The sequence below is a fragment of the Acinetobacter lwoffii genome (assembly GCF_052078135.1).
Lineage (GTDB): Bacteria > Pseudomonadota > Gammaproteobacteria > Pseudomonadales > Moraxellaceae > Acinetobacter > Acinetobacter lwoffii_Z.
Genome location: NZ_JBQGUZ010000009.1, coordinates 15,255 through 32,544 on the forward strand (window position 1 = coordinate 15,255; position 17,290 = coordinate 32,544).

19 protein-coding genes and 1 tRNA gene are annotated in these 17,290 nt (G+C 42.3%); 11 read left to right on the top strand and 9 right to left on the bottom strand.

Features of this window, described 5'->3' with window-relative positions; genetic code table 11:
- Positions 1 to 59: 59 nt before the first annotated feature.
- From ACTL4S_RS07590 to epmB, 3 genes are read right to left on the bottom strand one after another with little or no spacing between them, the layout of a single operon-like run.
- Positions 60 to 2,225, bottom strand: coding sequence for an EAL domain-containing protein (locus ACTL4S_RS07590; protein WP_441299063.1), 2,166 nt, complete (start codon positions 2,223 to 2,225; stop codon positions 60 to 62).
- Entirely contained in the window at positions 2,207 to 3,952 is a 1,746-nt protein-coding gene (locus ACTL4S_RS07595; RefSeq protein ID WP_441299064.1) for a cyclic-di-GMP receptor FimW-related protein, read from the bottom strand. The genes ACTL4S_RS07590 and ACTL4S_RS07595 overlap by 19 nt, the downstream gene beginning before the upstream one ends.
- Positions 3,953 to 3,961: 9 nt before the next feature.
- Positions 3,962 to 4,984 (bottom strand): EF-P beta-lysylation protein EpmB, encoded by a 1,023-nt coding sequence (gene epmB / locus ACTL4S_RS07600; RefSeq protein WP_222112004.1) that lies wholly within the window; start codon positions 4,982 to 4,984, stop codon positions 3,962 to 3,964.
- Between the two features lie 382 nt (positions 4,985 to 5,366).
- Between epmB and efp the strand changes: the two genes are divergently transcribed.
- From efp to ACTL4S_RS07655, 11 genes are all read left to right on the top strand, one after another.
- On the top strand, positions 5,367 to 5,936 hold the full coding sequence (efp, locus tag ACTL4S_RS07605) for an elongation factor P (protein ID WP_004279747.1): 570 nt from the start codon (positions 5,367 to 5,369) through the stop codon (positions 5,934 to 5,936).
- 171 nt (positions 5,937 to 6,107) lie between these two features.
- Positions 6,108 to 8,207 (top strand): carbon starvation CstA family protein, encoded by a 2,100-nt coding sequence (locus tag ACTL4S_RS07610; protein WP_004279748.1) that lies wholly within the window; start codon positions 6,108 to 6,110, stop codon positions 8,205 to 8,207.
- A 7-nt stretch (positions 8,208 to 8,214) separates the two neighbouring features.
- Positions 8,215 to 8,520 carry a YbdD/YjiX family protein gene (locus tag ACTL4S_RS07615; protein ID WP_171054308.1) on the top strand — a complete coding sequence of 102 codons (306 nt, stop codon included), beginning with the start codon at positions 8,215 to 8,217 and terminating at the stop codon, positions 8,518 to 8,520.
- A 439-nt stretch (positions 8,521 to 8,959) separates the two neighbouring features.
- Entirely contained in the window at positions 8,960 to 9,922 is a 963-nt protein-coding gene (locus tag ACTL4S_RS07620; protein ID WP_004646552.1) for an AAA family ATPase, read from the top strand.
- A gap of 12 nt (positions 9,923 to 9,934) precedes the next feature.
- Positions 9,935 to 10,840, top strand: coding sequence for a DUF58 domain-containing protein (locus tag ACTL4S_RS07625; RefSeq protein ID WP_195724896.1), 906 nt, complete (start codon positions 9,935 to 9,937; stop codon positions 10,838 to 10,840).
- A gap of 13 nt (positions 10,841 to 10,853) precedes the next feature.
- Positions 10,854 to 12,848 (top strand): transglutaminase TgpA family protein, encoded by a 1,995-nt coding sequence (locus ACTL4S_RS07630; RefSeq protein WP_441299065.1) that lies wholly within the window; start codon positions 10,854 to 10,856, stop codon positions 12,846 to 12,848.
- 47 nt (positions 12,849 to 12,895) lie between these two features.
- Positions 12,896 to 12,972 (top strand) — tRNA-Val (locus ACTL4S_RS07635).
- A gap of 175 nt (positions 12,973 to 13,147) precedes the next feature.
- Entirely contained in the window at positions 13,148 to 14,158 is a 1,011-nt protein-coding gene (locus ACTL4S_RS07640; RefSeq protein ID WP_441299066.1) for a tyrosine-type recombinase/integrase, read from the top strand.
- A 99-nt stretch (positions 14,159 to 14,257) separates the two neighbouring features.
- The gene (locus ACTL4S_RS07645; protein ID WP_191730490.1) at positions 14,258 to 14,797 is read left to right on the top strand and encodes a hypothetical protein; all 540 of its coding nucleotides are present in this window, start codon (positions 14,258 to 14,260) and stop codon (positions 14,795 to 14,797) included.
- A gap of 22 nt (positions 14,798 to 14,819) precedes the next feature.
- Positions 14,820 to 14,993, top strand: coding sequence for a hypothetical protein (locus ACTL4S_RS07650; protein ID WP_191730491.1), 174 nt, complete (start codon positions 14,820 to 14,822; stop codon positions 14,991 to 14,993).
- A 123-nt stretch (positions 14,994 to 15,116) separates the two neighbouring features.
- A complete protein-coding gene (locus ACTL4S_RS07655) occupies positions 15,117 to 15,398 on the top strand; it encodes a hypothetical protein (RefSeq protein WP_191730492.1) in 282 nt (93 codons plus the stop codon).
- Positions 15,399 to 15,428: 30 nt separating this feature from the next.
- Here the strand turns inward: ACTL4S_RS07655 and ACTL4S_RS07660 are convergent, their stop codons facing one another.
- From ACTL4S_RS07660 to ACTL4S_RS07685, 6 genes are read right to left on the bottom strand one after another with little or no spacing between them, the layout of a single operon-like run.
- Positions 15,429 to 15,710 (bottom strand): hypothetical protein, encoded by a 282-nt coding sequence (locus ACTL4S_RS07660; protein ID WP_191730493.1) that lies wholly within the window; start codon positions 15,708 to 15,710, stop codon positions 15,429 to 15,431.
- Entirely contained in the window at positions 15,711 to 15,875 is a 165-nt protein-coding gene (locus ACTL4S_RS07665; protein WP_441299067.1) for a hypothetical protein, read from the bottom strand.
- A complete protein-coding gene (locus tag ACTL4S_RS07670; protein ID WP_441299068.1) occupies positions 15,868 to 16,026 on the bottom strand; it encodes a hypothetical protein in 159 nt (52 codons plus the stop codon). Before ACTL4S_RS07670 ends, ACTL4S_RS07665 begins: the two co-directional genes overlap by 8 nt.
- Complete coding sequence (locus ACTL4S_RS07675; RefSeq protein ID WP_441299069.1) at positions 16,019 to 16,558, bottom strand: hypothetical protein; 540 nt, start codon at positions 16,556 to 16,558, stop codon at positions 16,019 to 16,021. Before ACTL4S_RS07675 ends, ACTL4S_RS07670 begins: the two co-directional genes overlap by 8 nt.
- Positions 16,558 to 16,944 (bottom strand): hypothetical protein, encoded by a 387-nt coding sequence (locus tag ACTL4S_RS07680; protein ID WP_441299070.1) that lies wholly within the window; start codon positions 16,942 to 16,944, stop codon positions 16,558 to 16,560. Before ACTL4S_RS07680 ends, ACTL4S_RS07675 begins: the two co-directional genes overlap by 1 nt.
- A complete protein-coding gene (locus ACTL4S_RS07685; RefSeq protein ID WP_441299071.1) occupies positions 16,944 to 17,240 on the bottom strand; it encodes a hypothetical protein in 297 nt (98 codons plus the stop codon). Before ACTL4S_RS07685 ends, ACTL4S_RS07680 begins: the two co-directional genes overlap by 1 nt.
- Between the last annotated feature and the right edge of the window lie 50 nt (positions 17,241 to 17,290).

Consider the following 17,290-nt stretch of genomic DNA (forward strand, 5'->3'; position numbering starts at 1 on the left):
TGCCTGCAATTTAAAAAATTATCATTCGATTTCCTAAATGCGCAGGCTTGTACAAGATCTTAGTGATCTTGTACATCAATCAAATGATCGAGTTTTTTCTGGAAATAATTCCCCTGAATAAAGCGGGCATCCACGTTCCAGGCATTCGCGAAAAGTGTCATATCATTTAATTCACGAATCAGGATATTGAGTGGCTTAATTTCGTTGTAACTGGTGATTTTTTCCTGTAACTGCTCAATCTCGGTGTCTTTATTAAGCATATTGGTTAAGCTCGAATGTAAGCTAACACCATCCAGTTCCAGTTCGCGCAGTAAATTTGGACTGTACATTGATTGACCAAAATCACGAAGTGCAATCAGCGCACCATGTTCATACAGCACTCGTAGATATTTTTGTGCATCTTGCTGATTCAGTAAAATATCTTCTTCTGAGAATTGCAAGATTAGCGGGTGCTTCACTTTGCTGCGAATAATCGTAATCAGCTTGGAAATAAATTCCGGGAAGGTGCGGTCTTTAAATAGCACGGCACGGTTCAAATTGACAATTAAGCTTGCATCAGGATACTGGGTAATAAAGTTGTGTAGCTGTTTACTGGCCTCAACCAGAATCCAGCGATCCAGTTTAATGGACAGTTCATCATCTTCATGAAGTTCTAAAAGGCTAGAGATATCCTGCCATTTATTCTCAAAAATAAAGCCACTGGTCACTTCATAGGTATATAAACGCGTATCTTCTTTATCATAGAGTTGCTGATACTTTAAATGGATCTCGCCACGTTCTAGACATTCACTTAAGGCTTTCAAAATAGAAGGTGTAGCGTTAGGAATAGAGGTGACTGCTGGACTGACAGCTGCAACTGTTGAGCTGGTAACTGGTGTTTCAGCAACACTGAAGTCTATACTCGGCATATCTAAAGAGCTTGGACTGCTCAGTGAGGCTGGAATGTCGAGTTTAAATTCAGGTACAGCTTCTGCTTGAGGTAAAGATGTCGAGAATGCTTGTCCAATCAGCGTATTGCAGTGCATTTCATCCTGTAAACCCTGTTCAAGCGTGACATAGCCTAAGCGCAAATTTAGAGGGAATGACTTTTGTCCCACTGTAATGAGTTGCGGTTTGCTTAAGGCATTTAAACTGATCAGTTTGGATTCAAGAATTGCTTTAGAGTCTGCCTGGAACAGACCGACAACGACATCATATTCCAGTTTAAACAGGGGAATATGGGTCTGTTCCTTGAGGAATTCTTTGACTGCATCAAAGTACCCATTAAAAGTGGTCCAGTCAGACTGTAGAACTTCCGGATCATATGCACTTAAAGAGAAAGTGACCAAGGCATTCACTGGTGCAGACTGCTTGTTCAGTTCACGTTTAAGTGACTGAAAAACGCTTGGTTTTCCAGGAGTCTTCTCAGAAGAAACTGTTTTAGATTGGGTATCAATGCTAATTTGCACTGCATCTTCTTCAGCAGTTGAAGGCAAGAATTCCAATTTTAATGGGTTAGATGCGGACACATGCGGATTCAGAGACTGAATCTCGACTCGACCTAAATCAAATTGACCCTGAGAAATCTTTTTGAAACGGGTTTTAAAATCATTCAAATCTGAAGGCTGGAGCAGATCCAGAAGCGGTAGACCAATAATCTCATCTTCATTTTGCAAGCCAAACAGTTTCAGGTAGTCCGCATTGGCCTGAATGTGAATCCCTTCCTGAATGGTGGCAACAGCACGGTTGCTGTCGTCTACTAAAGATTGTGCCTGAATTTGTGCTGTTTCCAGCTCAGTCATTAAATGTTGGTGAGACTGTGACAAACGGCTAAATGACAATGCTCGAACCAGTCCCACATAAAAGCGTTCCAGGTAGTCAAAATTGAGAATGTCATAGATCCCTTTACGGATATATTGCGCATATTGTTCAGCCTGGTAATCATCCGGTTTAAGCAAAATCATCGGCAGATTAGGCTGCTGCGAAAGGCGCACCAAACTTAAGGCCTGTTCATATTTCAGGTCGTAGGCACGTCCAAAAATAATCAGATCCCAGTTGAAATTTAATTGTTTTTCAAAAGATTGCAGATCATCCAGCAGGACAGCATCTACCTGATAATCATTACTGGTCAGCAGATCACGGATTTGGTTATATCTAATTTGATTATCATCAATAATCAGTAAACGTGTTTCAGTACGTTTTAACTTTTTAGACAATAATGGATTTCTCACTTCAATGCTTCCCATAAATCATGATTTCTGCTTTCATTCATGTGCTGATCGATAAAGTTTTCGATCATCTCTTCTTCCTGATCATTCAATAATTCATAATCAAAACGGATGAAACTCTGCGTAATCAGTTGTGCTTTGGTCAGATAGATTTTGAGTTCTTCCTGACCGAGACGTAAATGAATCGTTTGTTTTTCCCTAAACATCTGGGAGCCAGACACGATGAGACTGGTTGAAACCTGATCCAGTTGCGTCATTTTCACCAAGAGTGCGGGTTGATAATTGACATGATGACGTTCAGTACGTGCATACGCCGCACAAGGAAAGAGTTCTTGTGCCAGAATTTCCAGCCCGATTTCCAGGCTCTTGTCAGTGGACTGCTTGATCCAGCGAATCACACCGCCACGCCACTGGCTCTGGGTTTTTTCCTGAACCAGAATAAATTCACCGGTTTTTAAATTGGCAGGCGTAACACCGGTCCATTTAATCCGGTAACCATTGACACTGATATCCAGAACTTCAGCGCTATGGATCTGTTTCGTTTCACGATCAAGCGCCTTGATGCTGCTAAAACTACTTGGAATGGCGTTTTCCATCGAGCTGACAAAACTGCTTTCGCTCTGGAAATTATAATTGGCCTCGAGTTCCAGGGTTTCGTTGAAGTTTTTACCTTTAGATAGGTAAAAATGCGCCACACTCAAGCCAAAGCAGATATTGATCTGGGCTGAATATTCATAACGTTCATGACGACGCTCGACATTGTTTGAGAGCAGATTGTAGATATGAAAATGCAATGCAGGGGTCAGGAACAGTTTTTCATTCCGAGACAGATACTGGGCATTTTTGCTTTGAGTCCCCGTTAAATGATCCATCAGGTTCTGGGTAGAAATATAGAAGCTTGGCTGAAACTGTGGCTCTTGATGGGTATGAAAGATCGGCGGATGATCTTTGCTGGCATCGACTACATAACGGGACAGCGTGGTTTCCTTCGGCAGGATCTGTACCAGTTTGGCCCAGTCAAAACTGCATAGATACAGGCCCTGAATTTCTGCAGGCCGGATCTGATGAGTATTGAAGATATCCAGTAAAATCAGCTGTGCATAGGCATGTGCAATATTTTGGATTTCATGCTGGGTACCTAATACCTGATTGATATTGCTTTGATAAAAATTATTGTCTATTGCACATTCAAGCAGTTGATGGGCAGCCAGCCATTGTCCCAGACCTGGCGTGCTATACAGCATATGCTGTTGATATAAAAGAAGTGTGAGTTGTTGCAGGGCATAATAAATCGATACCATCCGGGCAGTTTGAATGCTCTTCTTTTTGCCTAGAGAAAATAGCGAAAACTTCTGATGGGTCAGCTGATGATTACAGCGTTTGACGATATCAATATAAATTTTGGCAAAATGACTGCGCAGCAGCATGGCCAGTTCAATGATCTGGTCATTCCGGTCGGAAGTGATCAGGCCCTGATTGACGAAATGCTTTTCCAGACTGGTCAGTACATTTTCAAGGGTGGGATGCAAGACCTGAATCAGGTCAAAGCGCAGGGTTTCTGTACATTTCAGCTCGGAAACTTCCAATAAGGCATTAAACAGGGATTTGGATGAATTCCCCAGCTGTAGAATCGAAATCCCCGCAACCCATTCCTGCAAAGCCTTGGCAGTGGTTGGGCAAAAGCTCAACTGCTCTCGTTTAAGTTCCGTCGGTGTCTGAAAAATGTCTGAAGTATGCGTGCTCATCTTTATTATTTAACTCAAAAATGTTGAAACCCCAAAAAGCGGTGTCTTATTCTTCTCGCCCGCTATTTCTCGAACCAGTTTAGGAACCAAATACCCCGGAAGGTTCGCTAAAACTTCTGTATAAATCTCATTAATATGGTCAGGCACCAAATCAAAATGATGCGCACCTTTTACTTTATCAAGTACATGTAAATAATAAGGCATGACCCCGGCATCAAACAAGCGATAGCTTAAATCCACTAAAACCTGAGCAGAATCATTCACCCCGTTTAATAAGACCGCCTGATTCAGAACGGTGATCTGCTGTTGAACCAGTTGGTTTAAACGCTTGCAAGTGAAGTCATCCAGCTCCGATGCATGGTTTGAGTGTACCACCAGAATAATACGTAGCCTACTGTTTTTTAACATGCTAAGTAGCTCTTCGTCGACTCGGTTGGGGATCACAATAGGAACTCGTGAATGTATTCTTAAGAATTTGAGATGTGGTACTGATTCTAGTCGTTCAATCCAGGTTTTTAATTTCCGGTTCGATAAGGTTAATGGATCACCGCCGCTCAGAATTACTTCATTAATATCAGGCTGGCTTTCCAGATATTGCTTGATATTTATCCAGTCTTCGTTTTTAGGCAGATTTTCCTGATAGGGGAAATGCCGGCGGAAACAATAACGGCAATGTACAGCACAGGCACCAGTCAGTGTCAGCAAGAAACGGGATTTATATTTGTGCAGTACGCCGGGTTGCTGATTGGCCTGTTCTTCGCCCAAGGGGTCGGTAACAAATCCTGGATGTTCTTCCAGTTCCAGATGATGGGGCAGCACTTGTAAAAGCAATGGGTCTAAAGGGTTTCCGGTCTGCATTTTGCCCACAAAAGCACGTGGTACGCGCAGTTTAAACTGTTCAGAAGCTAAAATGGCGCCTGAGAGAAGCTGTTCAGGTGCGAGTTGTAGCACTTCAAGCAGTTCGCGTGGATCAGTGATCAGGTCGCTGAGCTGTGATTGCCAGTTTTGTTCTTGATATAAATAGTTCGTCATGCCGGAAGATTAACAATAATAAGTGAGAGGACAAAGCCTGATGGGCACAGTTTAACAGTTTGTGCGGAAGCGCAATAATCCACTGCGCTATAAAATAAAGAGTGATTAAGCTATGCTGATCTTCGTGCTCGCCTGATGGTATTTTAACGTTGAGCAAGACATGAATAAACAAAGGATTTTCATGTCTGATTGTAACTTAAACAGCCTGAGTGGGTGAAAGCGGATTTTTTCATTGCGGCAAAGTGTATTGCTCATTTAGAATACGCAACATCAAATGAATGTGCATGTGGCAACTCAATGTTCGTGTCAGACTTGCTAAATGACATCGCAACAGCCCATAGCATCAATAGATTAAAGTTAGTAAGTTTGGAGTGCGCCAGTCATGGCCTATTATTCTACGAATGATTTCAAGTCAGGCCTTAAGGTTATGCTTGATGGCAACCCATGTTCAATCATGGAAAACGAATACGTAAAACCAGGTAAAGGCCAAGCTTTTAACCGCGTAAAATTACGTAACCTTAAATCAGGTAAAGTTCTGGAAAAAACTTTCAAATCAGGCGAGAACCTAGAAGCGGCTGATATCGTTGAAGTAGAAATGGAATACTTGTACAACGATGGCGAAATGTGGAACTTCATGGATCCTGTTACCTTTGAACAGATCGCAGCTGATAAAACAGCAATGAGCGATGCTGCAAAATGGTTAAAAGACGATTCAAATGAAAAATGTACCATCATGTTGTTCAATGGCGTGCCTTTAAACGTGACTCCACCGAACTTCGTAGTACTTAAAATCGTTGAAACTGATCCAGGTGTTCGTGGTGATACTTCTGGCGGTGGCGGTAAGCCAGCGAAACTTGAAACAGGTGCTGTGGTACGTGTTCCATTATTCGTACAGCAAGAAGAAAGCGTTCGTGTAGATACCCGTACTGGTGATTATTTAGAACGTGCATAATGGTTTGAAAATAGACTATTATCGAGAGGGATGATTTAAATCATCCCTTTTTTTATGCCAAAGTCTTAGAGGAAAAGCGAAAGAACAGGCGTAAAGTCGCAAGGGAAAACAGCAGTACCTCGAACAACAACAATCACGCTGATTTGTATGCATCACAATATGAGGGATTGAATGGAAACTTTACAAAAGAAGTCGACGCTGACTTCGAAAATGATTTGGCTTTTGGTAGCCATTGTGGGTGCAGTCTCTTTTGGAGTTCTAGCACTGAGTCGGGGTGAGCATGTCAATGCAGTCTGGCTGGTACTTGCCGCCGCCTGTGTCTATAGCATTGCTTACCGTTTCTACAGTTTGTTTATCGCCACCAAAGTATTTGAGCTGAATGAACGCCGTTTAACGCCTGCGCATCGTCTGGCCGATGGTCTGGACTATGTGCCGACCAACAAAAGCGTTCTGTTTGGCCATCACTTTGCAGCGATTGCCGGTGCAGGTCCTTTAGTCGGTCCGATCTTGGCAGCACAAATGGGCTATTTACCCGGTACGATCTGGCTGTTAGTCGGTGTGGTGCTTGCCGGTGCGGTACAAGACTTCCTGGTGCTGTTTATTTCCACCCGTCGTGACGGTCGTTCACTGGGGGAAATGGCAAAACAGGAACTGGGTACTTTTGCCGGTATTATCGTGATGCTCGGTGCCTTGGGCGTGATGATCATCATTCTGGCGGTATTGGCACTGGTGGTGGTGAAGGCCCTGACCAACAGTCCATGGGGTGTATTCAGTATTGCAGCCACCATTCCGATTGCGATCTTTATGGGCATCTATATGCGTTTTATCCGTCCGGGTAAAATTGCTGAGGTCTCGATTATCGGTTTTGTGTTGATGATGCTGGGCATTATCTACGGTGAAAACATCGCACAACATCCATATTGGGGTCCGTTCTTTACGCTTTCTGGCACTGAGCTGACTTGGGCACTGATCATTTATGGTTTCATTGCATCGGTACTGCCAGTCTGGCTATTGCTTGCTCCACGTGATTATCTGTCGACCTTCCTGAAAATTGGCGTGATTGCAGGTTTGGCCGTGGGTATCCTGTTTGCCATGCCTGAAATGAAACTGCCAGCGATTACCAAATTCATTGATGGGACTGGTCCTGTATTCGCAGGTTCTATGTTCCCATTCCTGTTCATTACTATTGCGTGTGGTGCGATTTCCGGTTTCCATGCCTTGGTTTCTTCAGGGACGACACCGAAACTGGTCAACAACGAACGCGATATCCGTATGATCGGTTATGGCGGTATGTTGATGGAATCTTTTGTAGCGATCATGGCTTTGATCTGTGCTGCAATTCTGGATCCAGGAATTTATTTTGCGATTAACTCACCAGCAGCCTTGCTCGGTACTACCGCAGAAAGCGCAGCAGAAGCAGTGCGAACCCTTGGTTTTGTGGTAACCCCTGAAGCCTTGAATTTACTGGCACAGGAAGTGGGTGAGAACTCGATTCTGTCGCGTACTGGTGGTGCGCCAACTTTTGCAATTGGTATGGCGCATATCATCACCGAAATTTTCAACAGTCGTGAAATGATGGCGTTCTGGTATCACTTTGCGATTTTGTTTGAAGCACTATTCATCCTGACTGCTGTTGATGCTGGTACTCGTGCCTGTCGTTTCATGGTGCAGGATACTGTCGGTATTGTGATTCCAGCAGTAAAACAATCACATAATTTCTTCGGAAACCTGTTGGGTACTGCGGTTGCAGTGGCAGGCTGGGGCTTCTTCGTCTATCAGGGCGTAGTCGATCCACTCGGCGGGATTAACAGTTTATGGCCGCTGTTTGGTATTGGTAACCAGATTTTGGCTGCGATGGCGCTCATTCTTGGTACTGTCATTCTGTTCAAGATGAAAAAACAGAAATATGTCTGGGTGACAATTATCCCGACAGTGTTCCTGTTCATTACTTCCATGACAGCAGGCTGGCAGAAGATTTTCCACGAAAATCCAAAGATTGGTTTCCTTGCGCAGGCTGATCGTTTCAACACGGCGATTGCCAATAATGAAATCCTGGCACCAGCGAAAACTGTGGCAGAAATGCAGACGGTAGCGATGTCGAACCAGATTAATGCTGCGCTCTGTGCTTTCTTTATGATTGTAGCCTTTGTCATGTTGTTTGCTGCAATTCGCGTGATTCGTCGTGCATTGGCAAATCCTGAGCCATCTGTACATGAAGCAGAAGCGATTTATCGCGATCCTGAAGAGATTCAGCCAGCGAAAGGTCATTAAGGGGAATATTATGAATCTGAAGTTTGCCAAAAGCGGGAAAACGATGATTTATAAAATCATCAAGATGACCGTAATGTCACAAAAGGATTTAATACTGAATCCGAAAAACTGGTCGCGGATTGCGACCTTGTGGCAACGTTTGCAGCAAAGTTTCCGTCTGATGGTCGGTGTACCTGATTACCAGACCTATGTGGAGCATATGCGCAAGCATCATCCCGATCTGGAAGCCATGGACCCGAAAACATTTTATCGTCACTGTGTGGATTCCCGTTATCCATCTGCGGGCGGTGATATGAAGAAGTGTCCGTGTTAATCATTAATTCATAGCAAGCGCCTTTCGGGGCGCTTTTTTTTATCGTTAAAAATTAATATGAGGAATAGACGATCGCGTTAAATCTGAGGTCATTGATTGAGCTAGCGTAGAAAAGTTTTATTATAAAAATCCATGAAATCGCTTAAGTCTCTATACCTTTTAAGTATGATTCTTTTCAAATAGATGGATGAGCTCAGATTGGTATTTTGAGATTTGAGCGAAAAGAAAAATGATCTCTATTTGTGTCGATCATTTTATTTGTTTTCTGCGCTTCTTACTTCTTTTCAACCTGATCATTTTGACTCTTCTATTATTTAAATCCTCGCCATTTTCTAATCAGTATTTTTATTCAGTTACACAGACAGATGATTGATCTTTTGGGAAAATTTAAATTTCAGTGTATGTTAATCTTAGGCCATGTTTTATTAAGGAAATTATTGTGATCTGGGGCATGAAACAAAAGGAAAATAACGACATTGCACACATCAATACTGTGCTTGAACAAAAAATTGCAAGTTATGCACCCAAGATCCAGCGTTTTTTTGAAGAAGTTAATGCCATTGTGTTGGATAAGCAGGCCCAGACCACACTGGCACTCTGTTGTTTGATTGCAGGCGGACATGTCTTATTTGAAGATTTACCCGGATTGGGTAAAACTACATTAGCCAGCAGTCTGGCACATCTGGCTGGGTTAAAGTTCCAGCGGATTCAATTTACCAATGACATGCTGGCCAGTGATGTCATCGGTATTAACATGTTTAACCAGAAAGAACATCAGTTCGAGTTTAAACAAGGCCCGATTTTTACTCAGATTTTACTGGCAGATGAAATCAACCGTTGTAGTCCCAAAACCCAAAGTGCCTTACTCGAAGCCATGGAAGAAGGCTATGCCACCATTGATGGCGTACGCTATGCCTTACCGAAACCTTTCTGGGTGATTGCGACACAAAACCCGCTATTCCAAAGTGGTACTTACGCTTTGCCGGAATCCCAGCTAGACCGTTTCCTGATGCGTTTATCTTTGGGGTATCCATCACGCCATGCAGAAAAACTGTTATTACAGCAGGAATCCCGTTTTGCCCTGATTGCAAGTCTAGCGCATATTTTTACCGAAGATGAAATTCTGGATCTGCAAAGTCTGACGCATCAGATATTTATCAGTGAAGCGATTCAGGAATATTTGCTTGATCTGGCAGAAGAAACCCGTAAAAGCCGTCATGGACTTTCTACGCGTGGCCTTCTGGCCTTGAAGCGCGCAGCACAAGCGTATGCTTTGATTCAGCAACGTGCTTTTGTCACACCAGATGATGTGCAGGCTGTATTTGTCGCGGTGACTTCGCATCGTCTGGGGTTAAGTGAAGCTGAAACGTTTAATGTGATGCAACAGGTTGCGGTCAGCTAAAGGAGTCCTCTCTTGGATAAAACCTGGCAAAAATGGCTGGCCAAGCGCTTTCAATTCTCACAGCAGAAACAGCTCTCGCAGAAAGATGTCTTGGTATTTATTTATCAGCAGGGCTATCTGTATCTGGTGTTGATCTTCATCACCTTTGTAGCCGGGGTAAACTATGCCAATAACCTGATTTTAGGTTTCTGCTTTTTAATCAGTGCGGTGCTATGTATCAGTTTTTATCTGACTTTCAAACAATTGCATGACCTGAAAATTGAGTTGATCGCGGATGATGTCGGGCAGGTCGGTCATAGCGTGAATTTGCATCTTTATTTTCAACAACAGCAACTTCGCCCCCGTTATTTGTATATCAAAGCAGGGAATCAGCTAGCGAAAGTTTATCTGAATGCAGCAAAGCAGCAATTTATTCTGCCATTTTATGCAGAGCAACGTGGCAAGTTTGATTACCCGGTGATTCAGATTTATTCGGTTTATCCCTTCGGGTTAGTTCGAGCCTGGACCTATCTTTATCATCAGCATTCGGCCTGGGTCGCGCCTAAAGCTGAAGTTTTTAGCACAGAAAATAAATATCACTTTAACCGTTTTGAACCGGATATGGATGAGTTCCGTGAATTGCGCAATTACCAGTCAGGTGATTCCTTGCAGGCGGTGTCCTGGAAGCAGTTTGCGCGTGGACAAGGCCTGTATGTCAAAGTCTTTGAGCAATATGAGGATGAACACAGTATCGAGATTCATTATGCACATATGCCGAGTCAGTCACATGAAGAAAAACTTGAATTTGTGATGGGTCTGGTCGAGCAGTGCGAGCAGCAGCAATGTGCGTATAGTCTGCATTTGCCACAGGCCGAATTGCCTCAGGGCGCAGGTGAAGAACAACTGCGGAAAGCCAAACAATTGTTGGCGCAGGCCTAAGGCGGGTAAATTCATGATCAATGCAAAAATCCGTACCTCGATTGTGCTGACTTTGGGCCTGATTCTCATCGCCCAGATGGCATTTATTCCAGTTCTACTCAGTATTATTTTTGCGATTAGTATTGTATGTATCTGGATTTTCCTGAAACGTCAGCAGCCATTTCCCAAAACGGGCACTTTTCTACTGACGGCTTTGGCACTCGGCAGTATTTATTTGAGCCATCATAGTTTTATTGGTGTTGAGGCTGGGGTAGCAGTTTTATCTACTTTTTTATTTGCTAAATCACTGGAAAGTAAAAATAAACGTGACCTGATTATTCTGTTTAATTTTGCCCTGTTTGTTGCTGCCAGCTCATTCCTATATAGCCAATCTTTTGGGATGGCGATTGTGATCGTGCTGTGTTTAATCAGCTGTCTGATTGGTTTGTACCGGATTCAGACTAGCGATTTTGAGCAGGAGCAGATCACTCAGCGCGCAGCATTGCAACAGGATGCCAAACATGTGGGCAAGTTTATCTTGTACGCTGTTCCATTTTTTATCTTGCTGTTTATTTTCTTTCCGCGCTTGCCACCACTTTGGCATATTCCCATTCCTGAAAATAAGGGTGTGACCGGCATTGGCGATAGTATGTCACCTGGGGATATTGCTGAATTATCCCAATCCAGTGCCCTTGCTTTCCGGATTATTGGTGATGTCAGCAAGCTTCCGCCACGCTCAGAACTCTATTGGCGAGCCTTGGTGCTAGATGAATATGATGGGCAACGCTGGACCAGCAGTTTCGTCAATCAGCAGCCTTTAATGCGACAACCGATGGATACTTCACCCGTACCTACAGGCTGGAACTACCAATATCTGGCTGCGGATCCTTCGGTGTTCTGGATCATGGGGTTGGAAAAATCGATACCTGTGGAACGCCGTTATTATAACCGTCAGGATTGGAGCATTGTGCCGAGACGGCTCACGCAACGTGTTGAACCGATTTCGTTACAGTGGGTCGGGACAGCATATGATCCTCAGGCTTTGCCAACGCAATATATCGAAAGAACGAATACTCAGGTGCAGCGCCGACTTGACCCGAGAGCGCAACAATTAGCACAACGTCTATATGCGCAAAGTGCGGAAGATCCTCGGCGTTATGTGCAGCAAGTCTTGAATTGGTATCAGCAGAATAACTTTATTTATACCCTGAAGCCGGGCCAATTAGGACAAAACCGGATTGATGAGTTCCTGTTTAATTCCCGGCAAGGCTTTTGTGAACACTATGCCTCGAGTTTCGTGATGTTGATGCGTTATGTCGGGATTCCTGCACGGGTGGTCACCGGCTATCAGGGGGGGGAGTTGGCACCAGATCGCATGAGCTGGGAAGTCCGGCAGCTCGATGCGCATGCCTGGACAGAGGTTTGGATTGATCAGAAATGGCAACGCTTTGATCCAACCGCAATGATCGCTCCACAGCGTATAGATGATGGCATGCAAAATCTGCTTTCTCAGGATGCATGGGTATCGGCAAATCAGTCGACCTGGAACTCGCAGCATAATCTATGGGTCACCAAACTACGCGTTTGGAGCGATTATGCCAGCTACCAATGGCAAAGTAAGGTGGTGGGTTATAATGCAGAATCACAACAAAACTGGTTATCAAAATTAGGCCTCGGTTCAGTTTATTCGAGTGTCATAATTTTACTGGGCAGTATTGCGCTATTGATTTTGGCCTATATCTTTAGAATTTATCTAAAAGCCCGACAGGCGCAATCTCCATTTGATCGTGCGATTCAACAGCTGAATCAATCTCTAACTGATCATCTCAAAAAACAGCCTGCAGAAACTTTTCATCACTGGATGCAGCGTTTATCTCAACAGGTTCAGATTGAAAACCAGACTGCCTTTATTCAAGCTATACAGGTTTTTGAAAAAAATCTTTATTCGGGAACCTCAATAACTGAGCAAGAATTGAAAAAATTCAAGGATTTGCTTAAAACTTGCTCGGATGTTCTAAAAACTAAATGAAAAGGCTTGTCTTAATGAGAAAAAATTTATAATATGCCAAGCATTCTAGGTGTATAGCTCAGTTGGTTAGAGCGCTACGTTGACATCGTAGAGGTCAGCAGTTCGAGTCTGCTTATACCTACCAAGATTCTAAACGTTATGTTATAAGGGTTTTAAGCGAAAACAATAGCTTAAAACCCTTTTTTGTTGTCTTGAATAAAGTCTACCCTTAACAGCACTATCCGTAAAATCGCTACTTTTTGCCGATAATGCAGTTAAATTTAGACCAAGATTAGACCAAGAATATAGAGTTATAGATCATGAAAATGCCTAAAGCGGTCAAGCGCGGTGAAAGCTACAGAATTAAAATAATGATTGCTGGAACAACATATTCAGCAACCAGAGACACCGTAAAAGAATGCGAGCAATGGGCTGCGCAAAAGATGCTTGAGGCAAAGGCAAATAAACTTTCTGAAGATCTGGGCGTAAAACAGCACTACCCATTTAAAACACTTTTTCATAAATATTATGATGAGCATGGGCGAAAGCTTCGTGGATCCAAATACGTCAAAGAGCAATTAGCACCGTTTGATGAAAAGTTTGGTGCACTGGCAGATATGTCGATTCATGACATCACACCAAAGCATTTAACTGCCTGGCGTAATAAACGTTTAAGAGAGGTTGGGGCAAATACGGTATTGCGGGAAATTGCGCTGTACTCGTCAGTTTTTAGCTATGCAGTTAAAGAGCTTTTCTTATTGGAAAGTAATCCTTGGATGGGCATTAAAAAACCGGCCAAACCTAAAGCACGTAATCGCCGTATTCGTGATGAAGAAATTCAGCTCATTTTAGAGGGATTGAATTATCGTGAAGGGCAAACACCGACATTACCAGAGCACTATGTTGCATGGGCATTCCTATTCGCACTGGAAACAGCAATGCGCCGTGGTGAGATCCTTGGTATCACAATGGCGGAAATTTATGATCGGCATGTGCATCTACCAAAAACTAAAAATGGTGATGCTCGTAATGTTCCTCTGACTAAAAAGGCTTTGGCACTCCTGGATCTAATCGATCATGAAGGGGATAAGTTGATTCCACAAAATGAAAATGCTTTCCGGTTAATGTGGGAGCGTCGCAAGGCAAAAGTAGGATTAGCGGATATTCATTTCCATGACACACGCCATGAGGCTATTACTCGGTTTGTGAATAACCAGAAATTACCGGTAGAAGTTCTGGCCAAGGTGACAGGGCATAAAAATATCAAAGTTCTGGTGAATACTTACTACAACCCGGATGTGGAAGATATTGTGGATATGATGGATGCGTAAGCTATTTTTTATAAAACCCTTTGATGTTTATAAAAAATAGCTTTAAATTCAGTATGTGAGCGACATGTAGACAATGAACAAGCAAAAGGGTTAATTATTTTGAACAAAATTATTTTAAATGAATCACTATTAAGTCATTTACAAGCAGAATGGTTGGCTGAAGCAGAGAAAGCTTCATTTGATCAGCAGCGAGTGTTTTTAATAGAAAGTAACTTTACTCATATTATCTCAAATCAGCTCTTTGGTGATTATTCAATCAGAAATAATCAGTCTACATTCCTAGGTATTCAAGAGGGATCTGGTCGTATTGTAGCGATAATAGAAGTGATTAAAGTTAAAATGGGATCGGAAAAAACGCTTAAACTTATGTCGATTGATCTTAGTCCTGCTCTTGAGATATTGTCGAAAGAGGAATATGATTTATTCAATGCTAAAGTTTTAGCATCTTGTGTGTCTACTTTTTTAGCAGAAAACGTTCATTCCGGGTGTACTAAAATTTTCGCACGTAATGACTCAACATTAGAATATCTAACAAAGCTGCATGATGGCCTAGCCGCTACTTCGCAGGCTCTAGATGAGCTTAATTTAACAGTTAAATTCGAAGGGCCTCGTTGGTTAGCCTTTCGTTTTAAAAACTAAAAATTAAGCAAAAGGATCCACTATGAAAAATGTAATTAATTTAACATTAGGCAATGCATCAAAATTTGACAAAGTTAAGTGTGAACAATTAATTGAAAAAGTTGCATTTGAATCCCTTAAGTCAATGACTTACACAACTGCTCCTTTATCAAGTATGCAAGAAAGCACGGATAGTATTTTGAATAAAGCCGCTTAACTTAATATACGTTTGGATCAAAAAACCCCCTTTAATAGGGGGTTTTTACTTAGTGAGGATTTAATGTTTCTAGAGTTTTCTATAAGCTATATGTAGTAAGTTAATAATATTAGGGTTAATTGTATGGATCGTGAAACACAAGCTTTGTATGATAAAAATATTGAATTTATGAATCAGTTTGAATACTTGGATCCTGAAACGAAATATCTATATAAGCGCCATGGGAATGTAGTTCATCGTTATTCCGTTTATTTAACCAAATGGATCTTAGAGCTTAATGGACGCGAGCTTAATTTCGATACATTAAAAAGTAAAAGTCAGTTATCAAATGCAGAAAAAGAAGGTTTTTTTATTGAGATAATTAAACTGTATAAGCGTAATAAACCAAAAAGTTTATTAGTATAGTTTTTTAATATGTCATTATAAAAAAGAGAGCTAATTTGCTCTCTTCCTCCCTCGCTTGGCCACAGGCTTAGCAGTCAAAATCAAGTTCGCTTGTTCTGGATCGTAAAGACATTTGCCACAAGTACCTTTGTTAATCTCTGCGCAACGATCACGAACAGCATCTACACTTATACCGTAGTACTGAGCCAGTTCAGCAGCTGATACCAGTTTTGGGCTTACATCCTTGATCGATACGATCTTTGCACCGCCAACTTCAGAGCCTACGAATAATTGAGGTGCTTCACCTTGTACGGTGATTTGAAAAATTCCCATTTAAGACACCTCCTTTAAGCTTTGGACTACTGATTCAGGTAACCCGAAAAAATCATTTATAGTTTTATTGAATTCACCGCTTTCAATGAATTGATCCATAATATTTACTTGCTGATCAATATCGCTGTCTTCACAGTGCTCACATAGTTTTTGAATATCAGTCACTGTTTCCTCCTTGAGCCTTCAAATATTCTGCTTTTGCATTCGCCCAATTCACTGCATCGTATGGACTTAAACCTTTTTTCTTGCACCAGTTGGTGCACCAGAGCCATTGCGCATCATCGAATGGGGTTGGCTCAACTATTTGATTAGTCATTGGCTGGTTCCTGTGCTTCTACCATTGCTTTACAGTGCGCAGCTACTTTTTCAGCCTCAGCCTTAGTTTTGAATGTTTCGTAATATCCGACATCACCGTTTTCTTCATCCCATTGGATAGCTGCAAAAACAGGGTCTTGATCCAATTCATATGAAACCCGATGCTCAACCTCTACGACTTCACCAATAGAGATATCACAAAGCCAGTCGGGGTCTTCGCGATAGATACTTTCACTATCATCTAAATACCACTCTTTGATTTCTTTAACTGGTACCAAAACAAACCCTTCCGGCACCGCTTGGGCTTTGGCATCACGTTTTGCACGTAACCACATAACCCAGCCGGTATTTAAAGTCTCATAAGCAACCTTTCGATCCTCATCATCAGTGTTGTTTACACATTCACTTTTGATTTCATAATCACCAGTGTTTTCATTGAAATTGAAAAACGGTAGAAGATGAGAGTGAATAAACTCAGCCTCAAATAATGGTCTTTGCTCAAACCATACAGCTTGTTTTTCCGAAATATCCATCACGCCACCTCATAGAAGCGCTTGGCTTCTTCAAAATTTGATGTGGTAAGTGGTGATGAGCCTTTTTTGTAGCATTTAACAATCTCACCATATTCAAAAACTTTGCATGCTGTTGGTAGGTCAAAGCACTGGTACATCGGCTCTTTAAACCAGTCTTCTGTATAAAACATTTGTTCCTGGTGTTCTTCAGCTGTGCCTTCCCATTCTTGAGCCTGGAAGTATTCATCAAATGATTCGATCATGAACTGATTACCTTCAGCTTTAGTCATAGCTCTGTATCGAGCCAAAGCACGTTCAGCAATTTCTTTTGATGCAGCAGGTGACTGCTCATGAGGACTATCATCTTCAGGACAGATGCCTACGCACCACAATTTGTTATCTTCCATCACGCCGCCATCCTTAATAATTTTGGTGCCTGAGCCCGTAAAGAAACCAGTAAGGGCTTACCAACTTTCAAATACTGCTTAAGAAAAATGGCGTAGCGCTTTTGAGTGGCTTCGCTCATCTTTCCAGTGCCATCAATTTCAAGCGTAGGTTTATTTGATTTGCTGTATCGAACCAAGGCGGCATGCTTGACCAGTTTTGGTTGATACCCGTCATTCAATAGCCAGTTTTCAAAAGGTGCAGCCAAGCTAAAATGAATTTTCTTGGTGCCTTTGGGCTCAATGGGTGGGTAATTCATTTCACTATCCTTTAAATGACCATGCGCAGTGCATGGCCATCCGGTCTAAT